At 45.6% G+C, this 16,037-nt stretch carries 14 protein-coding genes; 12 read left to right on the forward strand and 2 right to left on the reverse strand.

Translation table 11 applies throughout. The annotated features are described in order from the left end of the window. Window positions 1-78: 78 nt before the first annotated feature. The gene (gene nadB, locus AB4375_RS08105) at window positions 79-1,695 is read right to left on the reverse strand and encodes an L-aspartate oxidase (protein WP_372051303.1); all 1,617 of its coding nucleotides are present in this window, start codon (window positions 1,693-1,695) and stop codon (window positions 79-81) included. 389 nt (window positions 1,696-2,084) lie between these two features. On the opposite strand from nadB, the gene rpoE reads away from it, so the two are divergent. From rpoE to acpS, 11 genes are all read left to right on the forward strand, one after another. Further along, entirely contained in the window at window positions 2,085-2,663 is a 579-nt protein-coding gene (rpoE, locus tag AB4375_RS08110; protein WP_017068700.1) for an RNA polymerase sigma factor RpoE, read from the forward strand. Window positions 2,664-2,689: 26 nt separating this feature from the next. Beyond that, the gene (locus tag AB4375_RS08115; RefSeq protein ID WP_017063205.1) at window positions 2,690-3,313 is read left to right on the forward strand and encodes a sigma-E factor negative regulatory protein; all 624 of its coding nucleotides are present in this window, start codon (window positions 2,690-2,692) and stop codon (window positions 3,311-3,313) included. Next, window positions 3,310-4,272, forward strand: a complete 963-nt coding sequence (gene rseB / locus AB4375_RS08120) for a sigma-E factor regulatory protein RseB (protein WP_017059047.1) — start codon at window positions 3,310-3,312, stop codon at window positions 4,270-4,272. Before AB4375_RS08115 ends, rseB begins: the two co-directional genes overlap by 4 nt. Then, complete coding sequence (locus AB4375_RS08125) at window positions 4,269-4,739, forward strand: SoxR reducing system RseC family protein (protein WP_372051304.1); 471 nt, start codon at window positions 4,269-4,271, stop codon at window positions 4,737-4,739. Before rseB ends, AB4375_RS08125 begins: the two co-directional genes overlap by 4 nt. Window positions 4,740-4,876: 137 nt before the next feature. Then, window positions 4,877-6,670, forward strand: a complete 1,794-nt coding sequence (lepA, locus tag AB4375_RS08130; RefSeq protein WP_017059045.1) for a translation elongation factor 4 — start codon at window positions 4,877-4,879, stop codon at window positions 6,668-6,670. Between the two features lie 245 nt (window positions 6,671-6,915). Then, on the forward strand, window positions 6,916-7,812 hold the full coding sequence (gene lepB / locus AB4375_RS08135; protein WP_017068697.1) for a signal peptidase I: 897 nt from the start codon (window positions 6,916-6,918) through the stop codon (window positions 7,810-7,812). A 26-nt stretch (window positions 7,813-7,838) separates the two neighbouring features. Then, window positions 7,839-8,516 carry a ribonuclease III gene (gene rnc / locus AB4375_RS08140; protein ID WP_017066012.1) on the forward strand — a complete coding sequence of 226 codons (678 nt, stop codon included), beginning with the start codon at window positions 7,839-7,841 and terminating at the stop codon, window positions 8,514-8,516. Continuing rightward, window positions 8,509-9,480, forward strand: a complete 972-nt coding sequence (gene era, locus AB4375_RS08145) for a GTPase Era (protein WP_017059042.1) — start codon at window positions 8,509-8,511, stop codon at window positions 9,478-9,480. Before rnc ends, era begins: the two co-directional genes overlap by 8 nt. 116 nt (window positions 9,481-9,596) lie before the next feature. Continuing rightward, entirely contained in the window at window positions 9,597-10,325 is a 729-nt protein-coding gene (gene recO / locus AB4375_RS08150; RefSeq protein ID WP_019826299.1) for a DNA repair protein RecO, read from the forward strand. Next, window positions 10,322-11,059 carry a pyridoxine 5'-phosphate synthase gene (gene pdxJ, locus AB4375_RS08155; RefSeq protein ID WP_137001310.1) on the forward strand — a complete coding sequence of 246 codons (738 nt, stop codon included), beginning with the start codon at window positions 10,322-10,324 and terminating at the stop codon, window positions 11,057-11,059. Before recO ends, pdxJ begins: the two co-directional genes overlap by 4 nt. A gap of 78 nt (window positions 11,060-11,137) precedes the next feature. Beyond that, the gene (gene acpS / locus AB4375_RS08160; protein ID WP_017059039.1) at window positions 11,138-11,518 is read left to right on the forward strand and encodes a holo-ACP synthase; all 381 of its coding nucleotides are present in this window, start codon (window positions 11,138-11,140) and stop codon (window positions 11,516-11,518) included. Window positions 11,519-11,643: 125 nt separating this feature from the next. On the opposite strand, the gene barA is transcribed toward acpS, so the two are convergent. Beyond that, entirely contained in the window at window positions 11,644-14,457 is a 2,814-nt protein-coding gene (gene barA, locus AB4375_RS08165; RefSeq protein WP_372051305.1) for a two-component sensor histidine kinase BarA, read from the reverse strand. Window positions 14,458-14,622: 165 nt separating this feature from the next. Between barA and rlmD the strand changes: the two genes are divergently transcribed. Then, entirely contained in the window at window positions 14,623-15,942 is a 1,320-nt protein-coding gene (rlmD, locus tag AB4375_RS08170; protein ID WP_372051306.1) for a 23S rRNA (uracil(1939)-C(5))-methyltransferase RlmD, read from the forward strand. Window positions 15,943-16,037: the final 95 nt, after the last annotated feature.

The following is a 16,037-nucleotide window of genomic DNA, read 5'->3' on the forward strand; positions in this document are numbered from 1 at the left end:
GAAAAGGGAGCTCTCGGCTCCCTTTCGTTTAATCATTTTCCGCTGACGGCTAATTCGCTAAGCACGTTTAACCAATTATTATGATTGGCGTTTCTCTGGCGTCAGAATCGTTGGGCGACTGTCTTCTGCAAGTTCAGGGTAATCCAACGTGTAGTGGAGGCCGCGGCTCTCTTTACGTTGCATTGCACAACGAACCATTAGCTCTGCCACTTGTAGCAAGTTACGCAGTTCTAATAGGTTATTCGAAACCTTGAAGTAGCTGTAGTACTCATGAGTTTCTTGTTGCAGCATCTGAATGCGACGCAATGCTCGCTCTAGTCGTTTATCCGTTCGAACAATGCCCATGTAATCCCACATGAATAGGCGCAGTTCGTGCCAGTTGTGTTGAATGATAACTTCTTCATCACTGTTGGTGACCTGGCTTTCATCCCATGCTGGCAGTTCAGCGCACAGTTGAGATTGGTCGATGTTCTCAACGATATCTTTTGCTGCTGCCCATGCGTAAACCACACACTCAAGCAGTGAGTTAGAAGCCATTCGGTTTGCACCGTGTAAGCCGGTGTAGCTCACTTCGCCAATCGCATACAAGTTCGTTAGGTCGGTTTGACCCTGCTTATTCACCATGACACCACCACACGTGTAGTGAGCGGCTGGTACGATAGGGATCGGCTCTTTGGTCATGTCGATGCCCAAGTCCATCAAGCGAGTATGGATCATCGGGAAGTGCGCTGTGATGAATTCTTCAGGCTTGTGGCTGATATCAACATACATACAGTCGGCACCTAAGCGCTTCATTTCGAAGTCAATTGCACGAGCAACCACATCACGTGGCGCCAGTTCACCGCGCTCATCGAAGTCCTTCATAAAGCGAGAACCATCTGGACGACGCAAGTAAGCACCTTCACCACGCAGTGCTTCCGTTAGTAGGAAGTTACGCGCTTCTGGGTGGAATAAACAAGTTGGGTGGAACTGGTTGAACTCAAGGTTTGCCACACGACAACCCGCACGCCAAGCGATAGCAATACCATCACCTGAAGAAACATCTGGGTTAGAGGTGTATTGGTAAACCTTTGAAGCGCCGCCTGTTGCTAATACAACAAACTTAGCACGCACGGTTTCAACATGTTCTTGGTTACGGTTCCAAATGTAGGCACCGATCACCTTGTCTTTTGAACCACCAATCTTATCTTCCGTGATCAAATCCAGCGCATTGTGGCGCTCGAAGATCTCGATATTTGGGTGGTTGTTGACGTTATCTTGTAGTGAGGTTTGCATCGCCATGCCAGTTGCATCGGCAGCGTGCAGAATTCTGCGGTGACTGTGGCCACCCTCACGAGTGAGGTGATATTTTGGTTGGCCTTCTGTGCTGTTCTCATCTTTATCAAATGGAACACCACCATCAATCAGCCATTGCACACACTCTTTCGCATTTTCAGCAATGAATTGAACTGTATCTTCTTCGCATAACCCAGCCCCAGCGATTTGAGTATCCTCTACATGAGACTCAATACTGTCCGACTCATCGAACACCGCGGCGATACCACCTTGTGCGTAATACGTCGATCCTTCGCTGCGTGGTCCTTTGCTTAATACAATTACTTTTGCATGTTCTGCTACGCGTAAGGCTAATGACAAGCCTGCCGCACCACTTCCTACCACTAATACATCACACTGATGTTCACGGTTTGCGTTCATAAAACTTATTAAATCCCGGGCTATAGTCGAGTTGTCCACTCTCAATTGACTTTGTCTTGTTTTAGGAGTTTGGCTAAGACTGTTATAATCTCTCCAGAGTCATCCTTAAACGCTATGCAAAATCAATATATAGACAGCTATCTAGAAATATTTAATTGCTCAATACCATTGCTTTTGCTCAAGTTTCCCCAAATTGATAGGGATAGCTATTTTTATTACATCACATTGTGAAACAATAATGGCAAATAATTTTAAGAAAGTTGGAACTTTCGGTATTTGGCTTAGTCACAATAGTGCTCTTGTAGACGGTGGTGTCAATACTACATTTCGCATAATTAGTACCCATATCTGTGAAGGTGAGGGTTATAACAATAGGAGTACCCGCTCGAATGAACGAGCAGCTAACCGATCAAGTGTTGATTGAGCGAGTTCAGAGTGGAGATAAGCAGGCATTTAACTTACTAGTGGTTAAGTATCAAAACAAAGTTTGTAATCTTATCTCTCGATACGTGAATAATTCCGGTGATGTACCTGATGTAGCACAAGAAGCTTTTATTAAAGCTTACCGCGCGATACCTAACTTTCGTGGCGAGAGTGCCTTCTATACATGGTTATACCGAATTGCCGTGAACACCGCTAAAAATCATATCGTTGCCCAAAGCCGTAGGCCGCCAGTAACCGATGTAGATGCAGAAGATGCAGAATATTACGAAACAGGCAGCGCGTTAAAAGAAATATCGAACCCTGAGAACTTAACGCTGTCTAAAGAATTGAAACAAGTTGTTTTTGGAGCGATTGAAGCGCTACCAGAAGACTTAAAAACTGCAATGACGTTGCGAGAGCTCGAAGGTTTGAGCTACGAAGAGATTGCAGAAGTAATGGATTGCCCTGTAGGAACCGTACGTTCGCGTATTTTCCGAGCTCGTGAAGCGGTGGAAAAGAAAATCAAACCTCTTTTGCAACGCTAGAACTTGTAATAATTATGGTGAAAATAATGGCTGATAAAGAAAAGCTTTCGGCACTCATGGATGGTGAAACGATCGATAAAGCTCTCATTGTAGATCTAGAATCTGATCAAGAAAGCATGGATACTTGGCAGAGTTACCATTTAATTGGTGATGTTATGCGTGGGGATTCGCCAGAAACTCCAGAGTGGAACATTGCTAATAGTGTAGCGGCAGCGCTTGAGAACGAGCCTGCACATGGTTCAATGTCGAACCTGCACCAAGTGAATGTTGAACCTACTGTTGCTCCAATTGAAGAGCAACCTAAACCTCAGCAAGCGAAGCGTCAGCTTCCGGCGTGGTTACAACAGTTTGGACAAGTTGCCGTGGCAGCGTGTGTTTCATTAGCCGTTGTATTAGGTGTTCAACAATATGGTGGTAGCGACCCTGCAGCACCAGAGCAGTTGCCTGTACTCCAGACGATTCCATTTGCCGGTTCTGCGGAACCAGTAAGTTTAACGCGTGACTCTGTTGAGAAACCAGCATCTGAAGCTAACTTGCAAGAGCAGCGCAAACGCGTTCATGCATTGTTAGAAGATTATGAGCTGCAGCTAAGATTAAACAGTGATGCATCGCCAATGCAAGATGCACATCTAGAATCGGACATTGAATGAAGAAAATCCTGGTCAGTGCACTGACACTGTTCAGCTTGATGTCTCCAACAGCCTTTGCAGAGGAAACCACTGCAAAGGCCTTGTTGCATCAAATGAACGAGGCCAGTCAGCATCTAAATTACGAACTCTCCTACATTTTGATAAAGAAGAGCAGTATTGAGCCTCTTGTTTATCGCCATGCGGTTAACGACGACCAACAACTTGCACACCTTGTTTATCTAAGCGGCCCTGTTCGTGAAGTCATTCGACGTGGCAACGAAGTTAGCTACATCGAGCCGGGTACAGAGCCATTTACGATTCAGTCAGGCAGCATGGTTGCGCCTGTTATTCCGATGATTAATCGAGATATCGAATCTCTGAATCAGTACTACGACTTTGTGAAAGTTGGTCGCTCTCGTGAAGCAGGTAGCACCACTCAAGTGCTGCGTGTCGTGCCGAAAGATGGCCTTCGCTACTCTTACGTGGTTTGGGTAGACGAAAAAACGAATCTTCCTTTGCGTGCCGACCTTTTGGATCGTGATGGCGAAGTGCTTGAACAGTACCGCACTATCTCTTACGTGGTGAACGATAAGATTGCTGAGGCTATGGGTGGCTTGAGCCAAGCTCAATTGCCGAAAGTTTTATCATTACCGGAAGGCTTAGTGAGTGAAACTAACTGGCAAGCGTCGTGGATTCCTGAAGGGTTTAAATCAAAAGAGCTTAGCCGCTATCAAATGGCTGCGACCGATAAAATGGTTGAAAGTCAGCTTTTCAGTGATGGACTGTTTAACTTTTCGGTTTATATCGCGGAAAAAGATGAGCATTCATTGAAAGGGCAGCTGGTGCGTCAAGGGCGTAGAACCTTGCACAGCTTAGTGATTGGCGATAAAGAGATCTCTGTGGTTGGTGACATTCCGCCGGCAACTGCAAAACGTATTGCTCAGTCAGTTACATTTAATAAATCGGTACAAGCGCAATGATGACCGCGCTGGCGACCGTTAGCTCGGTTGAACAAAAAGGTAAGCAATACTTTGTTCAATTGAGCTGCGAACAACAAACCAGTTGTAGCAGCTGTTCTTCTCAAAAAAACTGCGGTACGGGTATTGTGACCAAGGCTGTTGGCAATAAATCTTTGTTTTGGCACCTTAAAACCAAAAGCTTAGTCAAAGCTGGACAAATCGTAGAAATTGGCTTTCCAGAAAAAAGCCTACTTCAGTCGGCGGCGATTGTTTATCTCATCCCACTTTTCATGTTGATGATTGGTGCTGGTTTTGGGCAACTCTTGTTACAACCCTTACTCCAGGGGGGCGAGGGCATTGTTATCTTAAGTGCAGCACTGTTTACTGCTGGTGGGATTGCCTTAGCGAAGCGGTTAGCCAAACCCATGGAAGACAAATCCAAGCAAGAAGTCGTCTTGATTCGAATCCTAGGTGAGTCTCTCGTCTAATTTATGATGCTTCTTGCCCTTAAATTGGGTAGAATCTGCCAACTTGATTGAAATGCCGCCACCAATGCTGACTGTAGATTGGACGCGTCGCGGCTTTCTTATTATCCCTATTCAAAGAGTTTAGTCACACCAAGCCTATGAAGCACATTCGTAATTTTTCGATTATCGCCCACATCGACCACGGTAAGTCGACCCTTTCTGACCGCTTAATCCAAGTTTGTGGAGGATTAAGTGAACGTGAGATGGCAGCTCAAGTCCTCGATTCTATGGATATAGAACGCGAGCGTGGTATTACAATTAAAGCGCAGAGTGTGACTTTAGACTACAAAGCTAAAGATGGTGAAACTTACCAACTTAACTTTATCGACACTCCTGGACACGTAGACTTCTCTTACGAAGTATCTCGTTCTCTAGCGGCTTGTGAAGGCGCACTACTTGTAGTGGATGCTGGCCAAGGTGTTGAAGCACAAACTCTAGCAAATTGTTACACAGCAATCGAAATGGAACTGGAAGTAGTGCCAATCTTGAACAAGATTGACCTACCAGCTGCTGAACCAGAACGTGTTGCTGAAGAAATCGAAGAGATCGTTGGCATCGATGCGATGGAAGCGACTCGCTGTTCTGCGAAAACAGGTTTGGGTGTTGATGATGTTCTAGAAAACATCGTGACGGCAATCCCGCCACCGGAAGGTGATCCTGAAGCGCCTCTACAAGCGTTGATCATTGACTCTTGGTTCGATAACTACCTTGGCGTAGTTTCTTTGGTTCGTATCAAAAACGGTAAGCTGAAGAAGAACGATAAGATCAAAGTAATGTCGACAGACCAAGTATGGGGTGTTGACCGTCTAGGTATCTTCACGCCTAAGCAAATCGATACTACAGAGCTAAATACTGGCGAAGTAGGTTGGGTTGTTTGTGGTATTAAAGACATCCTAGGTGCACCGGTTGGTGATACGTTGACGCTTGCAAAAGGCGGCAGCACTGAACGTCTACCTGGTTTCCAAAAAGTGAAGCCTCAGGTATACGCTGGTCTATTCCCTGTATCATCTGATGACTACGAAAACTTCCGTGACGCGTTAGGCAAATTAAGCCTGAACGATGCATCACTGTTCTTTGAACCAGAAAGTTCAGCAGCACTTGGTTTTGGTTTCCGTTGTGGCTTCTTAGGAATGCTTCACATGGAGATCATCCAAGAGCGTCTAGAGCGTGAATACGACCTAGACCTAATCACAACTGCTCCAACAGTAGTGTATGAAGTTGTAAAAACAGATAAAACGGTTCTTTACGTTGATAGCCCGGCTAAACTGCCAGCGGTTAATGACCTAGAAGAAATTCGTGAGCCAATTGCACGCTGTAATATTCTGGTACCTTCGGATTACCTAGGTAACGTAATCACACTGTGTGTTGAGAAGCGTGGCGTACAAGTAGACATGGTCTACCACGGTAACCAAGTTGCTGTGACGTACGATCTTCCTATGGCAGAAGTAGTTCTAGACTTCTTCGACCGTCTGAAGTCAACGTCTCGCGGCTATGCATCATTGGATTACAACTTCCAACGTTACGAGCCATCAAACATGGTACGTGTAGACGTACTGCTGAATGGCGAAACAGTTGATGCACTAGCTATCATTACGCACAAAGATATTGCTCAGTCTCGTGGTCGTCTACTGGTAGAGAAGATGAAAGAATTCATCCCTCGTCAGATGTTCGATATCGCGATTCAAGCAGCGATTGGTAACCACATCATTGCTCGTTCTACAGTGAAACAACTGCGTAAGAACGTAATCGCAAAATGTTACGGTGGTGATATCAGTCGTAAGAAGAAACTTCTTAAGAAACAAAAAGAAGGTAAGAAGCGTATGAAGCAGATCGGTAACGTTGAACTGCCTCAAGAAGCTTTCCTTGCAATCCTTCATGTTGGCAAAGACTAGGTATCAATCGCACTAACTATCTGCTGAACATTACTGGTTAAAATCGTTTATTTCTTTGTTGCAAAGATTGCAATTAGGCCCACTAGTCACTGCACTTTGCGCCTCGAACTAAACGATTTTTCCTTCGTAATCTTCCCAGCATTTAGTCAGCATGATTGATACAAATTAGAAATATTAAGCAGAGTGAAAGAGTTATGCTCTTTCACTTTCGTTATTTTTAAAGAAATGAAATTTAAGGGATATCAATGGCTAATACATTTTCGCTTATCTTAGTGATCGTAACTCTAGTGACCGGCATTGTATGGGCGTTGGAAAAGTTTGTGTGGGCGAAGAAGCGCCAGCAAAAGCTTGCTGACGTTGAAGCACAATCGAATGGCCTAGACGCTGAAACTAGCGCAAAAGTTACGGCTCAACCTTGGTGGGTTGAGAACAGTGTGTCCATTTTCCCGGTAATTGCATTTGTTTTGGTTCTGCGTTCATTTATTTATGAACCGTTTCAAATCCCTTCTGGCTCGATGATGCCAACGCTTTTGGTTGGTGACTTCATCTTGGTAGAGAAGTACGCGTACGGTCTAAAAGACCCAGTATGGCGCACTCAACTGGTAGAAACGGGCAAGCCAGAGCGTGGTGATTCAATCGTATTTAAGTACCCACCTCAGCCTAACATCGACTACATCAAGCGTGTTGTTGGTATGCCAGGTGACACCATTCGCTACAGCAGTCGTAAAGAGATCTGCATTCAGGCGAAGGGTACAAGTAGCTGTGAACCAGTGAAACTAAGTAATGTTGAAGAGAGCCAATTTATTCAAGATGGTGTGCCTCTGATTCAGCTGAACGAACAGCTTGGAGACGTAGAACACCAGATTTTAGTTAACCCATTGCGCCGCGATCGTGTGCAAGCATATCAGCCTCGCAATGGTGTTAACGAATGGGTCGTTCCAGAAGGCCAGTACTTTGTGATGGGTGATAACCGTGACAACAGTGCCGATAGCCGTTACTGGGGCTTTGTCCCTGAAGCAAACCTTGTTGGTAAGGCCGTTGCTATTTGGATCAGCTTCGAATTCGAACGCGGTTCAGACAGTGTACTTCCAACATGGATTCCTACTGGTGTGCGTTTTAATCGCATCGGTGGGATTCATTAATCGATCACATAACACATCGAGAGAGCATGAATTCTCCAATTGATAAACTAGAGAGAAAGATTGGCTATCAGTTTAATGATGCCGATCTTATCCACTTGGCGCTGACTCACCGCAGCGCCGCAGGTAAACATAACGAACGTCTTGAGTTTCTGGGCGATTCAATTTTAAGTTTTGTTATCGCTGATGATCTTTACCACCGTTTTCCTAAGGTAAACGAAGGTGATATGAGCCGCATGCGCGCAACATTAGTACGTGGTCATACATTGGCAGAACTAGGTCGTGAATTCGAACTAGGAGATTACTTAAAATTAGGTCCAGGTGAGTTGAAGAGTGGCGGTTTCCGTCGTGATTCTATTCTAGCGGATGCGGTTGAAGCGGTCATCGGCGCTGTCTATTTAGATAGTGATACCGAGACGGTTCGCGGCATTATTTTAAGCTGGTACCAATCTCGCCTAGATGCTATTCAGCCTGGAGTATCTCAAAAAGATCCGAAAACTCGCCTACAAGAGTTTTTGCAAGGTCGAAGAAATCCTCTACCTGTCTACACAGTGACTAATATTAAAGGTGAAGCACACAACCAAGAGTTTACGGTTGAGTGTGAAGTGGCAGGTGTGGATAAACCTGTTATCGGTAAAGGCACTAGCCGCCGCAAGGCAGAACAAGCGGCTGCTGAAACAGCATTAGAGCAACTAAGCAATGTCTGATAACAACCAAGATTTCGATATCGATGCATTCTTTTCATCTGATAGCAAAAAAACAGGCCTACCGGAAAACCAACACTGTGGCTTCATCGCTATTGTCGGTCGCCCAAATGTAGGTAAGTCGACGCTTCTGAACCATATTCTGGGTCAGAAGATTTCTATTACATCACGTAAACCACAGACGACACGTCACCGTATTATGGGTGTTGAAACTGAGGGTGATTACCAAGCGATCTTTGTTGATACTCCTGGACTTCATATTGAAGAAAAGCGTGCCATCAACCGCTTGATGAACCGTGCGGCGAACAGCTCATTGAGTGATGTAAACCTAGTATTCTTCCTTGTCGATGGTACTCACTGGACTGACGACGATGAGATGGTTCTGAACAAACTGAAGAAGACTGACTTCCCAGTTGTACTTTGCATCAACAAAGTAGATAACGTTCAAGACCGTACTAACGTGATGCAGCACATGATGGAAGTCTCTAAGAAGATGGACTTCATTGATGTAGTGCCAATCTCAGCGAAGCAAGGTAAAAATATTGATGTACTGCGTAAGCACGTACGTGAACATTTACCTAAAGCGACACACCACTTCCCTGAAGAATACGTGACTGATCGCTCGCAACGTTTTATGGCCTCTGAAATTATCCGTGAAAAGCTGATGCGCTTTACGGGTGACGAGCTACCTTACTCGGTAACGGTTGAAATCGAACGTTTCGATTACAACCCAGATAACGATGGCTTCCACATCAATGCACTGATTCTTGTTGAGCGTACAGGCCAGAAGAAAATGGTGATTGGTAAAGCGGGCGAGAAGATCAAAACGATTGGTCGTGAAGCGCGTATCGATATGGAAGAGCTATTCGGCCGTAAGGTTTACCTAGAGACTTGGGTCAAGGTTAAATCTGGCTGGGCTGATGATGAGCGTGCACTTCGCTCGTTAGGCTACATCGACGATCTATAATATATTGAACGTCACTTTCTGATAGTAAGAATTAAGAAGTAAGAAAGTTGAACTGAAGATAAATCCAAGAGAGAGTGCGAACTCTCTCTTTTTGTATCTGTAATAAGGGTAAGTGATTGAGCGAAGGGTTACAGCGATGCTTTGTGTTGCACCGTCGACCATACAGTGAGTCGAGCCTGATCTTGGACGTCTTCAGCGAAGAGTTCGGTCGGGTGACGTTGATGTCTAAAGGCGCTCGCAGCAAGCGTTCCAATTTGAAAGGTGCATTACAACCTTTTACGCCGCTATTGCTTAAGTGGTCTGGTAATGGTTCGATGAAAACCTTACGCCAAGCTGAACCCATCAGCTTGGGGCTCCCTCTCGCCGGTATTAATCTGTATTCAGGCATGTACGTGAACGAGCTTATCGGTCGGGTATTGATGGCGGAAGTACCGATGCCTGCACTTTTTCACGACTATCTTCATGCTTTAACAGAGCTGGCGCATAATGATAATCCTGAGCCAGCACTGCGTCGCTTTGAGCTGGCTCTATTATCTGCTATGGGTTACGGCGTCGACTTTTTACACTGCGCGGGCACTGGCGAAGCGATTGATCCGAGCATGACTTATCGCTATCGAGAGCAGAAAGGTTTCATCGCTTCAGTACGTCGAGATAACCTGACTTTTATGGGCGATGAACTTATTGCAATCAGCGAACGTAGGTTTATCACTAAAGAGCAGTTAAAAGCGGCAAAACGCTTTACACGCATAGCCTTAAAGCCGTATCTTGGCGGCAAACCATTAAAAAGTAGAGAGCTATTTATGCCAACAATAGCCCTCTCCAGAGCACGGAGTATTGGAAAATGAGCTCAATCCTTTTAGGCGTTAATATCGACCATATTGCAACACTACGTAATGCACGTGGTACTAAATACCCAGATCCAGTACACGCAGCTGAAATCGCTGAACGTGCTGGTGCAGATGGCATTACTATTCACCTGCGTGAAGACCGTCGTCACATCGTTGATCGCGATGTGCGTATTCTGGCTGAAACACTTCAAACTCGCATGAACTTGGAGATGGCCGTAACGGACGAGATGGTTCAAATTGCACTCGATACTAATCCTGAGTTTGTTTGTCTGGTTCCTGAAAAACGTGAAGAGCTAACCACTGAAGGTGGCTTGGACGTGGTTGGTCAACTAGAGAAGATCAAAGCGGCGACACAAAAACTGTCTGCAGCAGGTATCAAGGTATCTCTGTTTATCGATGCTGACCGTGAGCAAATCGATGCTGCAAAAGCGTGTGGCGCACCGTTCATTGAACTGCACACGGGTCACTATGCTGATGCTAAGACAGAAGAAGATCAACAAGACGAGCTTAAGAAGATCGCAGCAGGCGCAAGCTATGCAGATGACTTAGGTATCACAGTCAATGCGGGTCATGGTCTGACTTACCACAACGTAGCCCCAATTGCGGCTCTTCCTGAGATCTACGAGCTGAACATCGGTCACTCGATCATGGGACGTGCAGTGTTTGATGGTTTGAACAAAGCCGTTGCAGACATGAAAACCGTGATGGAAACAGCACGCAACAACGCTTAATTTTCTAAACAGTAAGCGTTAAGTCGTAAGCGACGAATTAGTAGAGTTAATAGATAGAAGTTTGTTAGTAGGGTAAGCATGGCTGTTGTTGGATTAGGTACAGATATCGCAGAAATTGAACGTGTTGAAAAGGCATTGTCACGAAGTGGCGACGCTTTTGCTCAGCGTATTTTGACGGATTCTGAGTTTGAAGTATTCCAACAGTTGAAGCAAAAAGGCCGTTACCTTGCAAAACGTTTTGCTGCTAAAGAAGCTGCATCTAAGGCGTTAGGTACGGGGATTGCGCTGGGTGTTACCTTCCACGACTTTGAGATTTCAAACGATGAGCATGGTAAGCCAGTATTGAGCTTACACAAGAAAGCGCGTGAAATCGCAGAGGCGAATGGCACAACATCGATTCATCTGACTATCTCGGATGAGCGTCACTACGCTGTGGCAACGGTGTTACTCGAATCGTAAACAGATTATCGCGACTTTATATCTAGTGCTCTTGGCTCTAGACAGAAAAAAGCAGAGCTCATGAGCTCTGCTTTTTTATTGGCGGGTAAACCCTCTAAAGAATACTAGTGAGTAACAAGTACCCGCTAGGCCTTCGCCTGTTTCAAGTAGTGAATCGCGGTTGCTTGAACCTTATCTAATTCATCCTGAAGCTCGAAAAGCTCAGGTTCAATGTCTTCAACAGAAGTACCTGAACGCAGCTCTTTCTCTATTGTCGCACATACCGATTTTAGCCTTGGTACGCCGCTGTACGAGCTGCTGCCATGCATCTTGTGAATGATGTGTATCAGCTCTTCAACTGGGTAGTCACTGTCTTCTATCGCTTTGTCTGCTGCCTCATACACCTCTGGAATAAAGTCGACGAGCATTTGCAGCATATCGCGTGCGAGGTCTTCTTTATTGGCGGCTTGTTTCATCGCAGCTTGCCAATCAATGATGATGTTTGTGTGCACGCTGGCTTCAGTTTCTGACACCGGACCGTTGTCGACTTCAGCAGAGACCGCTGGGTGGTCTGGATCTATTTTTTCTATGAGCTCAACCTCAGAGGTCGAGCTCCAATGAATCAGAACCTGCTGTAAAACATGCTCTTCAATAGGTTTGGTTAGGTAGTCATCCATGCCCGCTTCAAGCAGTCGATCTCGTTCGCCAATCATTGCATGTGCGGTCACGGCAATTACAGGTGTATTCGCATTGTTCGCCAGTTTTTTGATGTTCTGGCAAGCGGTCACACCGTCCATCTGTGGCATTTGAATATCCATGAAGATGATATCAAATGGCGTCTCTGTCGCTTTGTCTATAGCCTGCTGACCACTGGTACAACTGATGACGGTTTCTACACGCTCTTTAAGCAGCGCGGTAATCAACTTAAGGTTGGCTGGGTTGTCGTCTACTGCCATCACAGTAAGCGGTAACTTCTCTTCAGAATGCGTTTCAATCGCTGGTGCAATCAAGGTAGGTGCCTGATTCGATACCAGAGTTTGCAGCAACTTCTTACGAGAAAGAGGCTTAGTGATGCACTGAACATCGACCTCTTTCATTAGTTGCTCACCCAACGCTAGCTCGGTACTTGGTGTACCAATAATCACGTTTTGAGCAATCTTCTTCGCACCGATCGCCCAACCACTCACAGTATCAAATTGATACTCTTGGTTGGCGGCTAGGTTAAGCAGAACGTAGTCATACGAGGTCGTCTCATCTGGCATCACCGAACGATACGTTACCACTAAGCCTTCTTGGGTTAGGATTTGCTGAGTAATCGATGCCGCTTGCATGTTTGGCTCGATAAGCAGCAGTTGTTTGTCTTGCAGACACTGCGTCTCAATCAGCTCTGTTATCGGCATATCAGTCGTTGATAGTCTCAAGGTGAACCAGAAGGTAGAGCCTTGGTGAAGACGACTGGTTAGGCTGATCTCTCCGCCCATTTGGCTGACCAGTTTTTGGGTGATAACCAGACCTAAGCCTGTACCGCCGTAACGACGAGAGATACTTGCATCGGCTTGGCTGAAAGCTTGGAAAAGCTGAGCTTGTTGACGCTCAGAAATACCAATACCCGTATCGCGAACCATGAACTGCAGCTCGATGTTGTCTTCGCTTTGTGAACGCAGCTCAACGCTGATATCAATATTGCCGCGCTCGGTAAACTTGATTGAGTTACCCACTAGGTTGGTTAGGATCTGCTGAATACGCAGTGGATCGCCCACCACACCTGGCGGTACTTTAGGGTCGATCTTCAGTGTCAGTTCTAGGCCTTTCTCATGAGCGTTGGTTGCTTGAAGGTTTACTACCTCTTCAAGGCTGGCTTGGAATTCAAATGGGATGTTCTCTAGGGCTAATTTACCGGCTTCAAGTTTCGAGAAGTCCAAGATATCGTTGATGATGCTAAGCAGGTTGTTTGCCGAGCGTTCAATGGTTTGCAGGTAATCGGTTTGACTGTTCGATAGGTGAGTCTTGAGCATTTGACGAGTAAAGCCAATCACACCGTTCAGCGGCGTTCTCAATTCGTGAGACATATTCGCTAAGAACTCAGACTTAACACGAGCCGCTTCTTGAGCGCGTTTCTTCGCGATGTCTAACTCAACGTTTTGAATCTCTAGCTGTTCAAGAGTTTCACGCAAATCTGATGTGGCCTGGTCGATACTGTGCTGCATCTCGACGTGATACTCTGATAGCGATACCGCCATCGCATTGATACCGTTTTTCAGCGAGTCTAGCTCACCATGCATCTTACCTTCGATACGCACATCTAGGTGACCTCGACGAATTCGGTCGACCATGTTTTTCATGTGTGTGATCGGTTGAGTGACATCGTGCATTAAGCGGAACGCAAACACGCCCGATAAACCAAGCCCGAGAATCAACACTAAGAATGCAGAGAACACTTCTTGATATTGCTGCAATCGAAGTGATGAAAGATCTAATTCAATCGCAATGTAGCCGATCGCTTGATTAGCTTGAGACTGACCGTTGGCTGAATTGATGTACTGGCCTTCGGCGATGATAGGTGTCCGCAGAATCAGCGTATTATCGAGAAGGTTCGATGAGCTTAAATGCGGGATCGGTTTATCTTTGGGGTAGGTCAGGCTTTCAAAATCGGGGTGGAAGTTTGAGGTTACAAACAACTCATGACGCTCATCAAACACCGCGATACTGCGCACTAGCTTAGAATTCTTTCGATGCGCATAGCTAATAAGCTGACGAACAGACTCTCGACTTTCGAGCTTCATGCCTGATTCACTCGTAATCGCAAGTGGCTCAATGATGCTAGTACCAGTGTTAACCACTTGACCTTCAAGGTCTTGATAGCGGTTAAATGAGAAAAATGCACTCAATAGCAACCCAATAATCAGGGTTGGAGCTAGAGTTAAGGTAATTACACGGGCTCTTAAGCCATATCTGGTCATGTTCTTTAATTACATCGAGGTCTGGATATGGGAAAATAACGCACACAATGGCGGTTAAGTGAACGGTAAGCTTAATCAAAGCCGTGACGTTCGACAATGATTCCAAGACATAATAGTGAGTCCTGGATACCAATTACTTATTAAAAGATACATTAGGCACAAGCAATGGCACGTTTTTTCCAACCAAAAAAGAAAACTCAACTCGAGACCAAGCATCAATCGGTTTTGGTTGAACGAATGGATCACAATGGCGCTGGCATCGCTTATCAAAAGAATAAACCGGTTTTCATTGATGGCGCATTGCCCGGTGAGCAGGTGGTTATTCAACTTACTGAGAGCAAAAGTAAGTTTTCGCGAGCTAAACTCATCAAGTTATTGAAGCCGAGCGAGCAGCGTTTAAAGCCGTTTTGTAAGCACTTTAATCAGTGTGGTGGCTGTCACCTTCAACACCTAGGTTACTCTTCTCAGGTTGAGCATAAATCGCAATCTCTGACGCACCTGATGAGCCAATACCAAACGGCGAACACTGAAGTTGCACAACCTATTGTCGGTGATGAAACCGGTTATCGACGTCGCGCACGTATCAGCCTATTTGTTGATAAGAAGACACAACAGCTTCAATTCGGTTTCCGTAAGAAGCAGAGTAAGCAGATTGAAAACATCACCGACTGTGCCGTGCTTGATCCTCGCCTTAATGTGTTGCTGCCAAAACTGAAAAATTTACTGAACACTTTCAACAGCCTTACGTCTTTAGGACACGTTGAATTGGTGTTGGGCGATACTGGCCCTGTTATGGTTCTACGTCACCTTAAGCCTTTGGTTGAAAAAGATGAGCAAGCGCTGATTGCGTTAGCAAAAGAAGAAGGCGCTACGCTGTACTCGATGCCTGAAACCGATAAGTTGGTTCGCTTAGTCGGCGATACACCTTCTTACAGCGAAACTGGCGTGACGTTACCGTTTGAGCCAAACCACTTTATCCAAGTAAACCAGAAAGTGAATCAGCAGATGGTGGCTCAAGCGATTGAGTGGCTAGAGCCTCAAGCGGATGAGCGAGTGCTAGACCTGTTTTGTGGTCTCGGTAACTTTAGTCTGCCTATCGCGCAACAATCGGCGTTTGTGGTTGGTGTAGAAGGCGTTGATGAAATGGTTCAGCAAGCCACATCTAATGCAGCGTTAAACCAGTTAAGCAATACGGAATTTTACCAAGCTAACCTTGAAGAAGACTTATCTTCACAGCCTTGGGCAAAAGAGAAATTCGATAAAGTATTGCTTGACCCGGCACGTGCGGGAGCGAGTGGGATCGTTGATCAAATTTCAGCGTTAGGAGCGAAGCGTGTGGTTTATGTTTCGTGTAATCCTGCTACTCTAGCTAGAGATTCAGAGAGCTTAGAAAAGCAAGGCTACCAATTAGCCAAACTTGGTATGTTGGATATGTTCCCACACACTAGCCATTTAGAATCGATGGCTCTCTTTATCAAGGCTTAAAGGCCCGTAAATAAGGCTTAAAAATGAATGACAAAGGCGCAGGGACACCTGCGCTGATATCAATATGGTCGAACTAACTTGGAACCAGTTAGTCA

Source organism: Vibrio sp. 10N.261.51.C6 (assembly GCF_041471785.1).
Classification (GTDB): Bacteria; Pseudomonadota; Gammaproteobacteria; order Enterobacterales; family Vibrionaceae; genus Vibrio; species Vibrio crassostreae_C.

Bases quoted from the DNA above. Each gene is read 5' to 3' on its own strand.
- era (WP_017059042.1), top strand. From the start codon at position 8,509: ATGTCTGATAACAACCAAGATTTCGATATCGATGCATTCTTTTCATCT.
- rlmD (WP_372051306.1), top strand. From the start codon at position 14,623: ATGGCACGTTTTTTCCAACCAAAAAAGAAAACTCAACTCGAGACCAAG.
- AB4375_RS08115 (WP_017063205.1), top strand. From the start codon at position 2,690: ATGGCTGATAAAGAAAAGCTTTCGGCACTCATGGATGGTGAAACGATC.
- barA (WP_372051305.1), bottom strand. From the start codon at position 14,457: ATGACCAGATATGGCTTAAGAGCCCGTGTAATTACCTTAACTCTAGCT.
- AB4375_RS08125 (WP_372051304.1), top strand. From the start codon at position 4,269: ATGATGACCGCGCTGGCGACCGTTAGCTCGGTTGAACAAAAAGGTAAG.
- lepB (WP_017068697.1), top strand. From the start codon at position 6,916: ATGGCTAATACATTTTCGCTTATCTTAGTGATCGTAACTCTAGTGACC.
- lepA (WP_017059045.1), top strand. From the start codon at position 4,877: ATGAAGCACATTCGTAATTTTTCGATTATCGCCCACATCGACCACGGT.
- acpS (WP_017059039.1), top strand. From the start codon at position 11,138: ATGGCTGTTGTTGGATTAGGTACAGATATCGCAGAAATTGAACGTGTT.
- nadB (WP_372051303.1), bottom strand. From the start codon at position 1,695: ATGAACGCAAACCGTGAACATCAGTGTGATGTATTAGTGGTAGGAAGT.
- rnc (WP_017066012.1), top strand. From the start codon at position 7,839: ATGAATTCTCCAATTGATAAACTAGAGAGAAAGATTGGCTATCAGTTT.
- pdxJ (WP_137001310.1), top strand. From the start codon at position 10,322: ATGAGCTCAATCCTTTTAGGCGTTAATATCGACCATATTGCAACACTA.
- rpoE (WP_017068700.1), top strand. From the start codon at position 2,085: ATGAACGAGCAGCTAACCGATCAAGTGTTGATTGAGCGAGTTCAGAGT.
- rseB (WP_017059047.1), top strand. From the start codon at position 3,310: ATGAAGAAAATCCTGGTCAGTGCACTGACACTGTTCAGCTTGATGTCT.